General features: G+C 62.6%; 16 protein-coding genes. 1 reads left to right on the plus strand and 15 read right to left on the minus strand.

The window, feature by feature from the left end; genetic code table 11:
• Positions 1-54 precede the first annotated feature (54 nt).
• The 15 genes from rnhB to rpsB form a co-directional block, all read right to left on the minus strand.
• Positions 55-666, minus strand: a complete 612-nt coding sequence (gene rnhB / locus GA645_RS20930; RefSeq protein WP_152225012.1) for a ribonuclease HII — start codon at positions 664-666, stop codon at positions 55-57.
• Complete coding sequence (gene lpxB, locus GA645_RS20935) at positions 666-1808, minus strand: lipid-A-disaccharide synthase (RefSeq protein WP_152225015.1); 1143 nt, start codon at positions 1806-1808, stop codon at positions 666-668. Before lpxB ends, rnhB begins: the two co-directional genes overlap by 1 nt.
• A 2-nt stretch (positions 1809-1810) precedes the next feature.
• Positions 1811-2587: an acyl-ACP--UDP-N-acetylglucosamine O-acyltransferase gene (lpxA, locus tag GA645_RS20940; RefSeq protein WP_152225017.1), complete on the minus strand. Its 777-nt coding sequence runs from the start codon at positions 2585-2587 to the stop codon at positions 1811-1813.
• Complete coding sequence (gene fabZ, locus GA645_RS20945; RefSeq protein ID WP_152225019.1) at positions 2584-3024, minus strand: 3-hydroxyacyl-ACP dehydratase FabZ; 441 nt, start codon at positions 3022-3024, stop codon at positions 2584-2586. Before fabZ ends, lpxA begins: the two co-directional genes overlap by 4 nt.
• A gap of 48 nt (positions 3025-3072) precedes the next feature.
• Positions 3073-4134, minus strand: coding sequence for a UDP-3-O-(3-hydroxymyristoyl)glucosamine N-acyltransferase (gene lpxD / locus GA645_RS20950; RefSeq protein ID WP_152225021.1), 1062 nt, complete (start codon positions 4132-4134; stop codon positions 3073-3075).
• Positions 4134-4637: an OmpH family outer membrane protein gene (locus GA645_RS20955; RefSeq protein ID WP_152225023.1), complete on the minus strand. Its 504-nt coding sequence runs from the start codon at positions 4635-4637 to the stop codon at positions 4134-4136. Before GA645_RS20955 ends, lpxD begins: the two co-directional genes overlap by 1 nt.
• A gap of 48 nt (positions 4638-4685) precedes the next feature.
• Positions 4686-7076 (minus strand): outer membrane protein assembly factor BamA, encoded by a 2391-nt coding sequence (bamA, locus tag GA645_RS20960; protein WP_152225025.1) that lies wholly within the window; start codon positions 7074-7076, stop codon positions 4686-4688.
• Positions 7077-7149: 73 nt separating this feature from the next.
• Positions 7150-8502, minus strand: coding sequence for an RIP metalloprotease RseP (gene rseP, locus GA645_RS20965; protein ID WP_152225027.1), 1353 nt, complete (start codon positions 8500-8502; stop codon positions 7150-7152).
• 16 nt (positions 8503-8518) lie between these two features.
• A complete protein-coding gene (gene ispC, locus GA645_RS20970; protein WP_152225030.1) occupies positions 8519-9709 on the minus strand; it encodes a 1-deoxy-D-xylulose-5-phosphate reductoisomerase in 1191 nt (396 codons plus the stop codon).
• Positions 9706-10521 carry a phosphatidate cytidylyltransferase gene (locus GA645_RS20975; RefSeq protein WP_152225031.1) on the minus strand — a complete coding sequence of 272 codons (816 nt, stop codon included), beginning with the start codon at positions 10519-10521 and terminating at the stop codon, positions 9706-9708. Before GA645_RS20975 ends, ispC begins: the two co-directional genes overlap by 4 nt.
• On the minus strand, positions 10515-11270 hold the full coding sequence (uppS, locus tag GA645_RS20980; protein WP_152225033.1) for a polyprenyl diphosphate synthase: 756 nt from the start codon (positions 11268-11270) through the stop codon (positions 10515-10517). Before uppS ends, GA645_RS20975 begins: the two co-directional genes overlap by 7 nt.
• A 16-nt stretch (positions 11271-11286) precedes the next feature.
• Complete coding sequence (frr, locus tag GA645_RS20985) at positions 11287-11844, minus strand: ribosome recycling factor (protein WP_152225035.1); 558 nt, start codon at positions 11842-11844, stop codon at positions 11287-11289.
• Between the two features lies 1 nt (position 11845).
• On the minus strand, positions 11846-12583 hold the full coding sequence (pyrH, locus tag GA645_RS20990; protein WP_152225037.1) for a UMP kinase: 738 nt from the start codon (positions 12581-12583) through the stop codon (positions 11846-11848).
• 205 nt (positions 12584-12788) lie between these two features.
• Positions 12789-13658: a translation elongation factor Ts gene (gene tsf / locus GA645_RS20995; protein WP_152225039.1), complete on the minus strand. Its 870-nt coding sequence runs from the start codon at positions 13656-13658 to the stop codon at positions 12789-12791.
• A 125-nt stretch (positions 13659-13783) separates the two neighbouring features.
• Positions 13784-14524, minus strand: a complete 741-nt coding sequence (gene rpsB, locus GA645_RS21000) for a 30S ribosomal protein S2 (RefSeq protein WP_152225041.1) — start codon at positions 14522-14524, stop codon at positions 13784-13786.
• 298 nt (positions 14525-14822) lie between these two features.
• Between rpsB and map the strand changes: the two genes are divergently transcribed.
• On the plus strand, positions 14823-15605 hold the full coding sequence (gene map, locus GA645_RS21005; RefSeq protein WP_152225043.1) for a type I methionyl aminopeptidase: 783 nt from the start codon (positions 14823-14825) through the stop codon (positions 15603-15605).
• Positions 15606-15621: the final 16 nt, after the last annotated feature.

The following is a 15621-nucleotide window of genomic DNA, read 5'->3' on the forward strand; positions in this document are numbered from 1 at the left end:
TCAAGTCACCGACGGGCCGCTGGCCGCGAGGAATTCCAGAGTAATAACAGCGTGTTACAGGATGCCGGCAGGATTTTCCAGCAGGGCGCGCACCGGTCCGAAGGAGCGGCGATGGATCGGCGTCGGGCCCAGGCGCCGGAGGGCTTCCAGGTGCACCGGGGTCGGGTAACCCTTGTGCCCACCGATACCGTAGCCGGGGTACATCGCCTCCATTTCCTGCATCTCTCGGTCGCGGCTGACCTTGGCCAGGATCGAGGCGGCGGCGATGGCCGGCACCTTGGCGTCGCCCTGCACGACCGGCGCGGAAGGCACCTTCAGCTTGGGGCAGCGGTTGCCGTCGATCAGCGCCAGTTTCGGCGTCACACTCAGGCCTTCGACCGCACGCTGCATCGCCAGCATGGTGGCGTGGAGGATGTTCAGTTGGTCGATCTCGTGCACGTCCGCACGGGCGATGCACCAGGCCAGTGCCTTCTCGCGGATCTCGTCGAACAGCGCCTCGCGGCGCGCTTCGCTGAGCTTCTTGGAGTCGTTGAGACCCTTGATCGGGCGCGCCGGATCGAGGATTACCGCCGCCGTGACCACGGGGCCACACAGCGGACCACGACCGACTTCGTCGACACCCGCGACCAACTCTTCCACCAGGGTGAAGTCCAGGCCCATCTGCATCAGCGTTTCTCCACCAGGGCGAGCACCGCTTCGGCGGCCTGCGCCGACGCATCCTGGCGCAGGGCGCGATGGATGGCGTCGAAGGGTTCAGTCTGCACACTGCCGTCGTCCAGCAGCGGCAGCAGGGTAGTGGCCAGCGCCTCGGGCGTCGCCGCATCCTGGATCAGTTCAGGCACCAGCAAACGCCCGGCCAGCAGGTTCGGCAGGGAAATATAGGGGCTCTTCACCAGCCGCTTGAGGATGCGATAGGTCATCGGCGCCACCTTGTAGGCGACAACCATCGGTCGCTTGTACAGCAGCGCCTCCAGCGTGGCGGTGCCGGAGGCGATCAGGACCGCATCGCAGGCCGCCAGGGCTTCATGAGAAGCACCGTCGAGCAACTGCACCGGCAGATCGCGACCGACCAGCATTTCTTCGATCTGGGCACGACGCTCCGGACTGGCGCAGGGCAGCACGAAACGCAGGCCGGAGCGGTCTTGAAGCAGACGTTGGGCCGTATCGAGGAACAGCGCGCCGAGCTTGCCGACCTCCCCTCCCCGGCTGCCCGGCAGCAGGGCTACGACACTGGCGTCCTGCGGCAGGCCAAGTCGTTCACGCGCACCCGCGCGGTCGGCTTCCAGGGGAATGGTATTGGCCAGCGGATGGCCGACGAAGCGCACCGGTACTGCATGCTCTTCGTAGAATCGCGCCTCGAAGGGGAAGAGCGCGAGCATCAGATCGCAGGCTTCCTTGATCTTCAGCACGCGCTTCTGCCGCCAGGCCCAGACCGACGGGCTGACGTAGTGCACCGTGCGGATGCCCGCGTGGCGCAGCTTCAATTCGATGTTCAGGTTGAAGTCCGGCGCGTCGATGCCGATGAATACGTCCGGCTTGGCCGCGATCAGCATCTGGACGAGGTCCTTGCGCCGGCGCAGCAGTTCGCGCAGGCGGCCGAGCACCTCGACCAGGCCCATGACGGCCAGGCGTTCCATCGGGAAATGCGATTGCAACCCTTCAGCCTGCATGCGCGGACCGCCGACACCGATGAACTCGATGTCGGGGTGACGCTGCTTGAGCGCCTGCATCAGGCCGGAGCCGAGGATATCGCCGGACGCCTCGCCCGCGACCAGGGCGACGCGCAGCTTGCGTACGGTCGATTGCATGGTCAGCGGGTGATGCCGCGGGTGGAGCTCTGGATGGAGTCGCGGAATACCGCTACCTCCGGGAACTGCTCCGAAACCTCGACCAGCTCGGCCAGGGCCTCGTCTACCGTCAGCCCCTGGCGGTAGACCACCTTGTAGGCCCGACGCAGCGCGTGGATGGCCTCGGCACTGAAGCCACGACGGCGCAGGCCTTCGAAGTTCATGCTGCGGGCTTCGGCAGGGTTGCCAAAGACGGTCACATAGGCCGGAACGTCCTTGCCGATCGCACTGCCCATACCGGTGAAGCTGTGCGCGCCGATGCGGCAGAACTGATGCACCAGGGTGTAACCGGACAGGATCGCCCAGTCATCCACGTGCACATGGCCGGCCAGCGCCGTGTTGTTCACCAGAATGCAATGGTTGCCGATCACACTGTCATGGCCGATATGCACATAGGCCATGAGCAGGTTGTGGTCCCCGATTGTGGTTTCCGAACGATCCTGGATGGTGCCGCGATGGATGGTTACACCCTCGCGGATCACGTTGTGGTCGCCGATCACCAGGCGAGTCGGCTCGCCCTTGTACTTCAGGTCGGGAGTGTCCTCGCCGACGCTGGAGAACTGAAAGATGCGATTGTGCTTGCCGATCTTCGTGGGGCCCTTGAGCACCACGTGCGGACCGATCACCGTACCTTCTCCGATCTCCACATCCGGCCCGACGATGGACCAGGGGCCCACCTCTACGTCGTCAGCCAGTTTTGCGCGCGGGTCGATGATGGCGCGAGGATCGATCAAACTCATAGTTTGCGTTCCGCACAGATGATTTCAGCCGAGCATACCGGCTTGTCATCGACGGTGGCGTGGCAGTCGAACTTCCAGATGCCGCGCTTGACGCTGATGAACTGGGCATGCAGCTGCAGCTGGTCACCCGGCAGCACCGGCTGGCGGAAGCGCAGCTTGTCGGAGCCGACGAAGTAATACAGGGTGCCGTCGGCCGGCTTCACGTCGAGCATCTTGAAGCCGAGGATACCGGCCGCCTGGGCCATGGCTTCGATGATCAGCACGCCCGGCATGATCGGGTGTTGCGGGAAATGGCCATTGAAGAACGGCTCGTTGATGCTGACATTCTTGTAGGCGCGAATGCGCTTGCCTTCGATGTCCAGCTCCACCACCCGATCCACCAGCAGGAAGGGGTAGCGATGAGGCAGGTATTCGCGAATCTCGTTGATGTCCATCATGTTCAGGGAAGCCTGTTCAGAAAAGGGAAACGCCAAAAAATGCGCTGATCACGCATCAGATGGAGCGTCTCCGCTTGGGGTCACGGCAGCCAGACGCTTTTCCAGCTGCTGCAGACGACGGGCCATGTCATCCAGCTGGCGAATGCGAGCGGCGCTCTTCTTCCATTCGCCGGCCGGCTGCATGGCGGTACCGGACGAGTAGGAACCCGGTTCGGTAATCGAACGGGTCACCATGGTCATCCCGGTGACGAAGACGTTGTCGCAGATCTCGATGTGGCCAACCAGACCGACACCACCGGCGAGCATGCAATGCTTGCCGATCTTGGCGCTGCCGGAAATCCCGCAGCAGCCCGCCATCGCGGTGTGGTCACCGATCTGCACGTTGTGGGCGATCATGATCTGGTTGTCCAGCTTCACGCCATTGCCCACCAGGGTATCGGACAGCGCACCGCGGTCGATCGTGGTATTTGCGCCGATCTCGACGTCATCGCCAACGGTCACACCGCCAATTTGCGCGATCTTCTGCCAGACGCCCTTGTGGTTGGCGAAGCCGAAGCCTTCCCCTCCCAGCACGGCGCCGGACTGGATCACCACGCGCTTGCCGATGCGTACGTCGTGGTACAGGGTCACTCTCGGAGCCAGCCAGCCGCCCTCGCCGATCACACTGCGCGCGCCGACGAAGCAATGGGCGCCGATGGTGACGCCTGCGCCGATCAGCGCACCAGCCTCGATCACCGCATAGGGACCGATGCTCGCGGCTGGATCGACCTGGGCAGCCTCGTCGACCACCGCAGTCGGATGGATGCCGACTGGAGCCTTGGGCTTGCGGTCGAACTGGTGCGACAGGCCGGCGTAGGCCAGATAGGGGTTGGCGACGATCAGCGCGTTGCCGGTGAAGCCTTCGGCATCGGCCTCCGTCAGCAGCACTGCACCCGCCTTGCACTCAGGCAGGAACTTGCGGTACTGCGGATTGGCCAGGAAGCTCAGTTGGTCCTCGCCGGCTTCCTGAAGGGTTGCCAGGCCGCGAACGACTAGAGCGGGATCGCCACGCAGCTCGGCATCGAGCTGCGCAGCCAGTTCAGCGAGGGTAAAGGACAGCTCGGTCATCATCAGCGCAGCTGGTTCATGCGCTCGATGACTTGGCGGGTGATGTCGTACTGCGGCTTCACGTCCACCACGGCACCACGCTCGACCACGAGGTCATAGCCACCCTTCTTGATGGTTTCCTCGACGGCCTGGTCCAGCTTCGGCTTGAGCTTCTTCAGCATGTCGCGGTCGGCGACGGCCTTGGCCTCGTTCAGCTCCTTGGACTGGAACTGGAAGTCACGGGCCTTCTGCTTGAAGTCGTTCTCGGCCTTTTCACGCTCGGACTGGGACATCTTGCTGCCGCCGCTGACCAGCTTGTCCTGCAGCGTCTTGGCGTCGCTTTCCAGCGCCTTCAGCTTGTTCAACTGGGGACCGAACTTCTTCTCGGCATCCACGGCATATTGCTTGGCCGCATCCGACTCGAGGAGTGCCATCTGATAGTTGAGCACCGCAATCTTCATGTCGGCGAACGCAGGGCTCGCCATCAGGGCAGCGGTGATCAGAACGAACTGGGTCAACTTACGCACAATGCACTCCTGCACAAAGCTTGGTTGTCATTACAACGATACGGCCAATTAGAAAGTCTGACCCAGGGAGAACTGGAAGATCTGGGTTTCGGCGTTCTGCGGTTTCTTGATCGGGGTTGCCAGGGCGAAGCTCAGCGGACCCAGCGCGGTGATCCAGGTCAGGCCCACACCGGCGGACATAGCCATGTCATTGAACTTGACGCCATCGCAGCCCTGGGTGGTGGAGATCGGGCATTTGCTATCGAACACGTTACCCACATCCCAGAACACTGTGCTGCGCAGCTGGCGCTGATCCTTCACGAACGGCAGCGGGAACAGGATTTCCGCACCACCGGTGATCAGGATGTTACCACCGAAGGCTTGCGGGCTCTGATCCGGGTCGGTGTAACGACCCTTGGCATCGGGGCCACTGGTGCCTGGCGGCGTGGTTGCCGGATCGGCCACACTCGGTGTACTGCGTGGGCCGAGAGAGCTGTCCTTGAAGCCACGCACCGAGTTGAAGCCACCCGCATAGTAGTTCTCGTAGAACGGCAGGCTGTCGGTGGAGCCATAGCCATCACCGTAGCCGAGCTCGGTGTGGAAGCGCATGGTGTAGTTTTCGGTGAGCGGCGCGAAGAGCTGGCCGCGGTAGTCGAGCTTGTAGAACGACAGGTCGCTGCCCGGAACGGTGGACTCCAGCACCAGGCTCTGCGAGTGACCACGGTTGGCCAGCACGCCCTTGTTCAGGGTCGACTCGGACCAGCCGACCGACGCCTTGTAGTTGGTGAAGGTGTCGCCTTCCTTCTGGATGAAGTCGAAGATCTCGTCGACGGTATAGATGCCGGTATCGATCTGGTCCCGCTGCGCGGTCAGGCCATAGGTCAGGCGCGAGGTTTCGCTGATCGGGTAGCCAATGCTGACGCCGGCACCGTAGCTGTTGACCGAGTAGCTGGAAACGTCGACGTTCAGGTTGCTGTAGTCGGTCTTGCGGTAGAAGGCGTTGTAGCCAAGGCTCACGCCGTCGACGGTCCAGTAGGGATCGACGAAGCCGAAGTTGTAGCGGGTCTGGTAGTCGGACTTGGTCAGACCGATGCTGACCTTGTTACCGGTACCCAGGAAGTTGTTCTGGCTGATCGAGCCACCGAGGATCAGGCCGGCGCTCTGGGCGAAACCGACGCTGGCGGTGATGGAGCCGGACGGCTGCTCTTCCACGCTGTAGTTGACGTCTACCTGGTCGTCGGTGCCCGGCACGGCCGGTGTCTCGACGTTGACTTGCTTGAAGTAGCCCAGACGCTCCAGGCGCTGCTTGGACTGATCGATCAGGTAGGTCGAAGCCCAGCCTCCTTCCATCTGGCGCATCTCGCGACGGAGTACCTGGTCCTCGGTCTTGGTGTTGCCACGGAAGTTGATGCGGTTGACGTAGGCGCGCTTGCCCGGATCGACCACGTAGGTGATCGAAACGGTCTTGTCGTCGTCATGGGGCTCCGGCACGCCGTTGACGTTGGCGAAGGTATAGCCCTCGTTACCCAGACGGCGGGTGATCAGGTCGGACGTGGTGGTCATCACCTTGCGCGAGAAGACCTGGCCTTTCTTCACCAGCAACAGCTTCTTGATATCGTCTTCCGGCACTTTCAGGTCGCCGGAGAGCTTCACGTCGCGAACGGTGTACTTCTCGCCTTCGTTGACGTTGACGGTGATGTAGACGTGTTTCTTGTCCGGCGTGATGGAGACCTGAGTCGAGGCGATATCCATGTGGATATAGCCACGGTCCAGGTAGTAGGAGCGCAGACGCTCCAGGTCGCCGGAGAGTTTTTCGCGGGAATACTTGTCGTCGTTCTTGAAGAAGGACAGCCAGTTGGTCGTCTTCAGCTCGAACAGATCGGTCAGGTCTTCCTCGGAGAAGACGGTGTTGCCTACAACGTTGACGTGGGCGATAGCCGCCACGGTGCCTTCGTTGATGGTGATCTTCAGGGCGACGCGGTTGCGCGGCTGCGGGACCACCTCGGTTTCGATCTCGGCGGAGTAGCGGCCCTGGGCCACGTACTGGCGCTGCAGCTCGTTACGCACACCTTCGAGGGTCGCGCGCTGGAAGATCTCGCCTTCGGCCAGGCCCGACTGCTTCAGGCCCTTCATCAGGTCTTCGGTGGTGATGGCCTTGTTGCCGGAGATCTCGATGCTGGAGATCGACGGACGCTCGACCACGTTGACGATCAGCACATTGCCGTCGCGGCTGATCTGGATGTCCTGGAAGAAGCCGGTCTTGAACAGCGAGCGGGTCGCCTCGACCAGGCGACGGTCGTCAATCTGCTCCCCCACGTTCAGCGGCAGGGCGGCGAACACGCTACCGGCGGAAACGCGCTGCAGACCATTGACCCGGATGTCGGAGACAGTGAAGGACTCGGCGTGAACCTGGGCGATCATCAGCGCGGAAAGGGCCGCGGATAGCAGAAAGCGTTTCATGGAGTCCTTTTATTCCAACTGACAAATAAAGAATCTGCCGCAGGTGGCGGCAGATCCGGAATTCAATGGCGGGTTACAGTCGACTCAGATCGTTGACCAGGGCCAACAACATGACCCCAACCACCAGGCTGATGCCAATTTGCATCCCCCAAGCCTGGACCCGCTCCGACAGTGGGCGACCTCGCACCCACTCGACCACGTAGAACAGCAGATGCCCGCCGTCGAGGACGGGAATCGGCAACAGGTTGAGAACCCCCAAACTGATGCTCAGATAGGCGAGGAAATGAAGAAAGTCCCCCACGCCCGACTGGGCTGAAGCGCCCGCCACTTTAGCAATGGTTATCGGCCCGCTCAAGTTTTTTACCGAGAGCTGTCCGAGCACCATTTTCTTTAGAGAATCTAGGGTTAGCAGGCTCATCGACCAGGTTCGAGAGAGTGCCTGCCCGACTGCGTCCACCGGTCCGTAGCTGATTTTGCGAAGCATGTCCGCCGGCCATTGACCCGCCGCGACCCCCGCCCCCAGGTATCCAGTGCGAGCCTTGCCCTCACCTTTCGCCGCCAGGGTCAGCGCTATTTCCTGCCGCTGGGCGTCGCGCTGGATACCCAGCACCACACGTGCCTCAGGGCGAGCCCGGACCTTGTCCACTACCTGCTGCCAGTCGTCCACCAACTGCCCATCGACACTCAGCAGACGATCCCCGATCTTGAGCCCGGCGGCCTTGGCCGGCCCCTTCTCGTCCAGTTCCGCCAATACCGGCGCAATGGCAGGACGCCAGGGCAGGATCCCCAGCCCCGCGATGGGGTCGGGATTGTCGGCGCTCTTGAGCCAGGCATTGAGCTGCAGTTGATGCATGACCGGCACGGAAGAGCCCTGCTCGAGCACGGAGACGCTCAGTTCGCCGGTCTCGCCAAGACGACGCACCAATTGCAGGTTGACGCCGTTCCAGCCATCCACGGCCTTGCCGTCGACCGCCACCACTTCCTGGCCCGCGGCCAGACCGCCGAGCGCCGCAGGGCTGTCAGCAACAACGGAGCCGATGACCGGCTTGATCTGCTGGCTGCCCAGCATGGCCAGCACCCAGAAGAACAGGATCGCCAGGAGGAAGTTGGCCACGGGCCCGGCAACGACGATGGCGATACGCTGGAACACCGGCTTGCGATTGAAGGCCTGCTCGAGCAACTCCGGGGGAACCTCCCCCTCGCGCTCATCGAGCATTTTCACGTAACCGCCCAGCGGAATGGCGGCCACGACGAACTCGGTGCCCTGGCGATCATGCCAGCGGACCAGTGGGGTACCGAAGCCCACGGAGAAACGCAGGACCTTCACCCCGCAGCGGCGCGCCACCCAGAAGTGCCCGAATTCGTGAAAGGTAACCAGCACACCCAGTGCGACCACCAGGCCGACGATCATGTATAGGGCGCTCATCGCTACCTCCTGGGCATCAACGCCCGCGTTCCTGCAACCACGCCTGAGCGGCGTCACGTGCACGCCGGTCCGCCGCGAGCACCGCATCGAGGGATTCGACCGGGGTATGCGACTCGCGGTTCAGCACGTCTTCGATGATAACCGCGATCTCGGTAAAGCGGATGCGTCGCTCGAGGAAAGCCGCCACCGCGATTTCGTTGGCCGCATTGAGCATGGCCGGGACGCTGCCACCGACTTCGGCCGCCTGCCGGGCCAGGCGCAGGCAAGGGAAACGCTGCTCGTCCGGCGGGCAGAAATCCAGCCGTGCAATAGCGAACAGGTCCAGCGGCGAGACACCGGAATCGATCCGCTGCGGCCAGGCCAGCGCATGGGCGATGGGTGTCCGCATGTCCGGGTTACCCAACTGCGCCAGCACCGAACCATCCACGTAGTCCACCAGAGAGTGAATGACGCTCTGTGGATGAATCACCACCTCGACCTTCGAGGGCGGCGCATCGAACAGCCAGCAAGCCTCGATCAGCTCCAGCCCCTTGTTCATCATGCTGGCGGAATCGACGGATATCTTCCGTCCCATCGACCAGTTGGGGTGAGCGCAGGCCTGCTCCGGGGAAACGTCCGACAAAGCTTCCAGAGGCGTCTCGCGGAAAGGGCCGCCCGAGGCCGTCAACAGAATCCGGCGCACCCCGACTTGACCGAGTCCGCGCGCATAGTCCGACGGCATGCACTGGAAGATCGCATTGTGTTCGCTATCGATGGGCAACAGCACGGCGCCACTGGCGCGGACGGCGTCCATGAACAGCGCGCCGGACATCACCAGCGCTTCCTTGTTGGCCAGCAACACCCGCTTGCCGGCCTCGACTGCAGCCAGCGTGGGCTGCAGCCCGGCGGCACCGACGATGGCCGCCATGACGACATCCACCTCCGGATGACCGGCGATCTCGCAGAGCCCCGCCTCGCCGACGAGCACGCGGGTATCCAGCCCCGCCGCCTGCAGGCCACCCTGCAGGTGCCTGGCCTGATCAGCGTCCGGCACCACGGCGAAACGCGGGCGATGCCGCTGGCAGAGCACCTCCAGCTCCGCGAGTCGCGAGAAGCCACTGAGGGCAAAGACTCGATAGCGATCCGGATGCCGGGCCACTACATCCAGGGTGCTGAGACCGATGGAACCGGTCGCCCCCAGTACGCTGATCCACTGCGGAGCGTTCACGGCGCGCCCCAGCCCACGGCCCACAGCAGCGCGGTGAACACCGGGATCGCCGCCGTCAGACTGTCAATGCGATCAAGCACGCCACCATGCCCCGGCAGCAGGTTGCTGCTGTCCTTGAGGCCCGATTGGCGCTTGAACATGCTCTCGGTCAGGTCACCGACCACCGACAGAGCGACCACGATGGCGGCGCACGGCAGGGCCAGCAGCAGCTCACGCACGGTCCAGTCGCGATAGATCGCCACCACGACAGTAATTGCAAGGCTCAGCGCCAGGCCGCCGTAGAAACCTTCCCAGCTCTTGCCGGGGCTGACCCGCGGAGCCAGCTTGCGCTTGCCGAAGGCCTTGCCGGAGAAATAGGCGCCAATGTCGGCCGCCCAGACCAACACCATCACGGCGACGATCAGCCAGTTGGCCAGCGGCCATTGCTTGAGCAACACCAGCCCCTGCCAGGCCGGCACCAGGATCAGCAGACCGATCAACAGGCGGCGCCAGCGACCACCCCAGCTGGATGCACTATCGGGATAGGTCAGCACCATGGCGGTCGCCAGCAGCCACCAGAGTAGCGCCAGTACCAGCACGGCCCCGGCCAGTTGCGGCACCCAGGAGAGGATGAGCATCAGCGCTACCACCACGCCGGCATAGCCAACCCGTGCAGCCTGCTCGTTGTAACCAGCCAGGCGCGCCCATTCCCAGGCGCCGATGCTGACCACCAGACCGATGAACAGCGAGAACGCCGCGCCATCGAGGAGGAAGAAACCACCCAGCGCGACCGGCAACAGGATCAGCGCCGTGATGATTCGTTGTTTCAACATGTCGGAGGAGCCTCGGCCTCGACCTGCTCGCTGGTCTTGCCGAAGCGACGCTGGCGAGAGGCGTAGTCGACCAGCGCAGCCTGCATGGCATCACACTTGAAGTCGGGCCAGTAGAGATCGGAAAAATACAGCTCGGCATAAGCCAGCTGCCAGAGAAGGAAGTTGCTGATCCGGCGCTCGCCACCCGTACGGATGCACAGGTCGGGCAACGGCTGATCGCCGGTGGACAGACAACCCTGGATCAGCTCCGGGGTGATCTCGTCCGGCGCCAGGTGACCGGCCTGCACCTCGCGGGCCAAGCGCTGGGCAGCCTGGGTGATATCCCATTGGCCACCGTAGTTGGCCGCTACCTGCAGCAGCATGGCGGAGCCATTGGCGGTCAGGTTTTCCGCCTCGCGCATTGCCGCCTGCAGTTCGGGAGCGAAACGGCTGCGATCACCAATGATGCGCAGGCGGATGCCATTGGCACTGAGCTTGCGCACCTCACGGCGCAAGGCCATGAGGAACAGCTCCATCAGCGCGCCGACCTCATCGGCCGGGCGCTGCCAGTTCTCGCTGGAGAAGGCGAACAGCGTCAGCACTTCGACGCCCGCCTCGGCGCAGGTCTTGATCACCGCGCGGACCGCATCCACACCCGCTTTATGCCCGGCGACACCGGGCATCAGGCGTTTTTTCGCCCAACGGTTGTTGCCGTCCATGATGATTGCCACGTGCCGGGGCACGGGCGTCACCTGCTTGGTCTTTTCCATGACGAGAGCCCGGCCGTCAGACGGCCATCAGATCCGCTTCCTTGGCCTCGAGGGCCTTTTCGATGTCGGCGACGAACTTGTCAGTGATCTTCTGGATATCGTCACCGGCGCGGCGCTCGTCGTCCTCGCTGATTTCCTTCTCTTTCTGCAGGTCCTTCAGCTGCGCCAGGGCATCGCGGCGGATGTTGCGCACGGACACGCGAGCCTGCTCCGCTTCGGCGCGGGCCTGCTTGGTGAAGCCCTTGCGGGTTTCCTCGGTCAGGGCCGGCATCGGAACGCGGATGGTGGTGCCGGCGGTTGCCGGGTTCAGACCCAGGTCGGAGGTCATGATGGCCTTCTCGACAGCCTGGATCATGCTCTTGTCGAACACGCTCAGGGCCAGGGTACGGGAATCTTCCACGGTGATGTTGGCGACCTGGCGCAGCGGGGTGTCGGAACCGTAGTAGGACACCATGACGCTATCCAGGATGCTCGGGTGAGCACGGCCGGTACGAATCTTGGCGAAGGCATGACCCAGGGCTTCCAGGGTTTTGCCCATGCGATCCTGTGCTTCCTTCTTGATCTCGTTGATCATCTCAATCCTCCTCGATCAGGGTGCCTTCAGCACCACCTACAACAATATTCAGCAGCGCACCGGGCTTGTTCATGTTGAACACGCGCAGCGGCATTTTCTGGTCCCGGCACAGGCAGATGGCGGTAAGGTCCATCACACCCAGCTTGCGATCGAGCACTTCATCGTACGTCAGACGTTCGAATTTCTCGGCATTCGGGTCCTTGAACGGGTCGGCAGTGTACACGCCGTCCACCTTGGTCGCCTTCAGCACTACGTCAGCATCTATTTCAATGGCACGCAGGCAGGCAGCGGAGTCAGTGGTGAAGAACGGGTTGCCGGTACCGGCGGAGAAGATCACGACCTCACCGCTTTTCAGATGGCGCATGGCCTTGCGGCGATCGTAATGATCGGTGACGCCCACCATGGAAATGGCCGACATGACGATGGCGGTAATGTTGGAGCGCTCCAGGGCATCACGCATGGCCAGACCGTTCATCACGGTGGCGAGCATGCCCATGTGGTCGCCAGTGACGCGATCCATGCCCGCAGCGGACAGCGCCGCGCCACGGAACAGGTTGCCACCACCGATGACCAGGCCGACCTGGACACCGATACCCACGAGCTGGCCGATTTCCAGGGCCATCCGATCAAGCACCTTGGGGTCGATACCGAATTCCTCGGCCCCCATCAGGGCTTCGCCGCTCAGTTTTAGAAGAATGCGTTTATAGCGAGGTTGACGAGCGCTCAGCTGCTGAGCCATGACCTATTTCTCCTGCGGCGATTGAATGCTTGGCGCCCACGGCGCCTTGGTTTGGAAGCATGGACTCGCCACGCTTACGGCGCCGTTAACCCGCCGTGCGGGCCTGCGCCGTGGAAGCCGCCCCATTTGGCTTCCCCAGTTTGGCAAAGAGGCCGCGCGCGTTAGCGGGCAGCCTCTTGCGGGGCGACAGTCGCGAGACCGTCTATTACTGCTTGGAAGCGGCTACTTGAGCAGCAACCTCGGCAGCGAAGTCAGCTTCGACTTTCTCGATGCCTTCGCCTACTTCATAACGAATGAAGGAAACGATTTCGGCGCCGGCTTTCTTGGCCAGGTCACCGACCTTGACTTCCGGATCCTTGACGAACGCTTGCTCGACCAGGCTGGCTTCGGCCAGGAACTTCGAGATACGGCCTTTGACCATGTTCTCGACGATGTTTTCCGGCTTGCCGGCGATCTTGTCGGCGTTCAGAGCGAGGAAGATTTCCTTCTCTTTGGCAACGGCTTCTTCGGAAACCTGCGACGGATCCAGGAACTGCGGGTTGCTGGCAGCGATGTGCATGGCGATGTCGCGAGCCAGGTCAGCGTTGCCGCCCTTCAGGGTGACCAGAACGCCGATGCGGTGGCCGTGCAGGTAGGCGCCAACCACGTCACCTTCGGCGCGAGCCAGACGACGGATGTTGACGTTTTCGCCGCACTTGGCGACCAGGGCTTCACGGGCCGGCTCTTGTTCCGCGATCAGCGGAGCGGCGTCGGTCAGCTTCTGGGCAACAGCCTTGCCCAGGCTGGCAGCCACGAAGCCTTTGAAGTCGTCCTGCAGGGCCAGGAAGTCGGTCTGCGAGTTGACTTCGATGATGGTGGCGGCCTTGGCGTCGTCAGCCACTTTAACGGCGATGGAGCCTTCGGCGGCGATGTTGCCAGCCTTCTTGGCGGCCTTGATGGCGCCGGAAGCGCGCATGTCGTCGATGGCCTTCTCGATATCGCCTTCGGCGGCTACCAGGGCCTTCTTGCACTCCATCATGCCCTGGCCGGTACGCTCACGCAGTTCCTTGACCAGTGCTGCAGTAATTTCTGCCATTTCGAAATCCTCTTGAGTTGCTCTCAAAACCAGATCGCCCGGATGCCCGGGCGGAATTTACAGGGTGGCAAAAAGGGGGCCTAGCCCCCTTCCTGCGCACCGTAGGACGTCTGGACGTCCTGGAATCAGCCTTCGGCGGAGTCGGCCGGCGCTTCTTCTACGAACTCGTCAGCAGACACGCCACCGGCGCTCTTGCCACGCAGTACGGCTTCGGCCATGGAGCCCAGGTACAGCTGTACGGCGCGGATGGCGTCGTCGTTACCCGGGATAACATAGTCAACGCCTTCCGGGCTGCTGTTGGTATCGACGATGCCGATGACCGGGATGCCCAGCTTGTTGGCTTCGGTGATAGCAATGCGCTCGTGGTCGACGTCGATCACGAACAGAGCGTCCGGCAGGCCGCCCATGTCCTTGATGCCGCCCAGGCTGCGATCCAGTTTTTCCAGATCACGGGAGCGCATCAGAGCTTCTTTCTTGGTCAGCTTGGCGAAGGTGCCGTCCTGAGCCTGGGTTTCCAGCTCGCGCAGACGCTTGATCGACTGACGGATGGTCTTGTAGTTGGTGAGCATGCCGCCCAGCCAACGGTGGTCGACGTACGGCATGCCGCAACGGGCAGCTTCTTCGCGAACGATCTTGCCGGCGGAACGCTTGGTGCCGACGAAAAGGATCTTGTTCTTGCCCTGGGCCAGGCGCTCAACGAAGGTCAGGGCCTCGTTGAACATCGGCAGGGTTTTTTCGAGGTTGATGATGTGGATCTTGTTGCGCGCGCCGAAAATGAACTTGCCCATTTTCGGGTTCCAGTAACGGGTCTGGTGGCCGAAGTGCACACCGGCCTTCAGCATATCGCGCATATTGACTTGGGACATGATAGTTCCTCGATAAGTCGGGTTAGGCCTCCATGCATCCCAACGGCCAACCCTCCGAACCAGTCGAAAGGCACCCAGGCCATCGTGTCGATGCATGTGTGGGTTTATGCCTCGAAACAGCCGTAGCCTTCGAAGCGGGGCGCTTTATACCACAACCTCGGCCCCAGCGAAACCCGAACAGATATCCGGCACCACCCCTGCGCCCCGTTTCGCCTTTATATAGCAGGCGCCCAAGTCTGATAGACTTGCGTATTCCTCTTATTCACCCGCGCGTACGCAGCGCCTGAAGAGAAGTCGCATGACCGTTACCATCAAGACGCCCGAAGACATCGAGAAAATGCGCGTCGCCGGCCGTCTGGCCGCCGAAGTGCTGGAAATGATCGGCGAGCACGTCAAGCCCGGCGTCACCACCGACGAATTGGACCGCATCTGCCACGACTACATCGTCAACGTGCAGAAGGCCATCCCGGCGCCGCTGAATTACAAGGGCTTCCCCAAGTCGATCTGCACCTCGATCAACCACGTGGTGTGCCACGGCATCCCCAACGACAAGCCGCTCAAGGAAGGCGATATCGTCAACCTCGATATCACCGTGATCAAGGACGGCTACCACGGCGACACCAGCAAGATGTTCCTGGTCGGCAAGACCCCGGAATGGGCTGACCGCCTCTGCCAGATCACCCAGGAATGCATGTACAAGGGCATCGCCGTGGTCAAGCCGGGCGCGCGCCTGGGCGACATCGGCGAGGTGATCCAGAAGTACGCCGAGAAGAATGGCTTCTCCGTGGTGCGCGAGTACTGCGGCCACGGCATCGGCAAGGTGTTCCACGAGGAGCCCCAGGTGCTGCACTACGGCCGCGCCGGCACCGGCCTGGAACTGAAGGAAGGCATGATCTTCACCATCGAGCCGATGATCAACCAGGGCCGTCCGGAAACCCGCCTGCTGGGCGATGGCTGGACCGCCATCACCAAGGACCGCAAGCTGTCCGCGCAGTGGGAGCACACCGTGCTGGTCACCGCCGACGGCTACGAGATCCTGACCCTGCGTAACGACGAAAGCTTCCCGCGCACTTCGGCGTAAGCCGCCCGGTTTGCAT

The sequence above is a fragment of the Pseudomonas sp. SCB32 genome, assembly GCF_009189165.1.
Classification (GTDB): Bacteria; Pseudomonadota; Gammaproteobacteria; order Pseudomonadales; family Pseudomonadaceae; genus Pseudomonas.

Coding starts and splice junctions, on each gene's coding strand:
- GA645_RS20975 (WP_152225031.1), bottom strand. CDS start 10,521: ATGTTGAAACAACGAATCATCACGGCGCTGATCCTGTTGCCGGTCGCG.
- pyrH (WP_152225037.1), bottom strand. CDS start 12,583: ATGGCTCAGCAGCTGAGCGCTCGTCAACCTCGCTATAAACGCATTCTT.
- uppS (WP_152225033.1), bottom strand. CDS start 11,270: ATGGAAAAGACCAAGCAGGTGACGCCCGTGCCCCGGCACGTGGCAATC.
- frr (WP_152225035.1), bottom strand. CDS start 11,844: ATGATCAACGAGATCAAGAAGGAAGCACAGGATCGCATGGGCAAAACC.
- lpxD (WP_152225021.1), bottom strand. CDS start 4,134: ATGATGACCGAGCTGTCCTTTACCCTCGCTGAACTGGCTGCGCAGCTC.
- tsf (WP_152225039.1), bottom strand. CDS start 13,658: ATGGCAGAAATTACTGCAGCACTGGTCAAGGAACTGCGTGAGCGTACC.
- rnhB (WP_152225012.1), bottom strand. CDS start 666: ATGCAGATGGGCCTGGACTTCACCCTGGTGGAAGAGTTGGTCGCGGGT.
- lpxB (WP_152225015.1), bottom strand. CDS start 1,808: ATGCAATCGACCGTACGCAAGCTGCGCGTCGCCCTGGTCGCGGGCGAG.
- bamA (WP_152225025.1), bottom strand. CDS start 7,076: ATGAAACGCTTTCTGCTATCCGCGGCCCTTTCCGCGCTGATGATCGCC.
- fabZ (WP_152225019.1), bottom strand. CDS start 3,024: ATGATGGACATCAACGAGATTCGCGAATACCTGCCTCATCGCTACCCC.
- lpxA (WP_152225017.1), bottom strand. CDS start 2,587: ATGAGTTTGATCGATCCTCGCGCCATCATCGACCCGCGCGCAAAACTG.
- rseP (WP_152225027.1), bottom strand. CDS start 8,502: ATGAGCGCCCTATACATGATCGTCGGCCTGGTGGTCGCACTGGGTGTG.
- map (WP_152225043.1), top strand. CDS start 14,823: ATGACCGTTACCATCAAGACGCCCGAAGACATCGAGAAAATGCGCGTC.
- rpsB (WP_152225041.1), bottom strand. CDS start 14,524: ATGTCCCAAGTCAATATGCGCGATATGCTGAAGGCCGGTGTGCACTTC.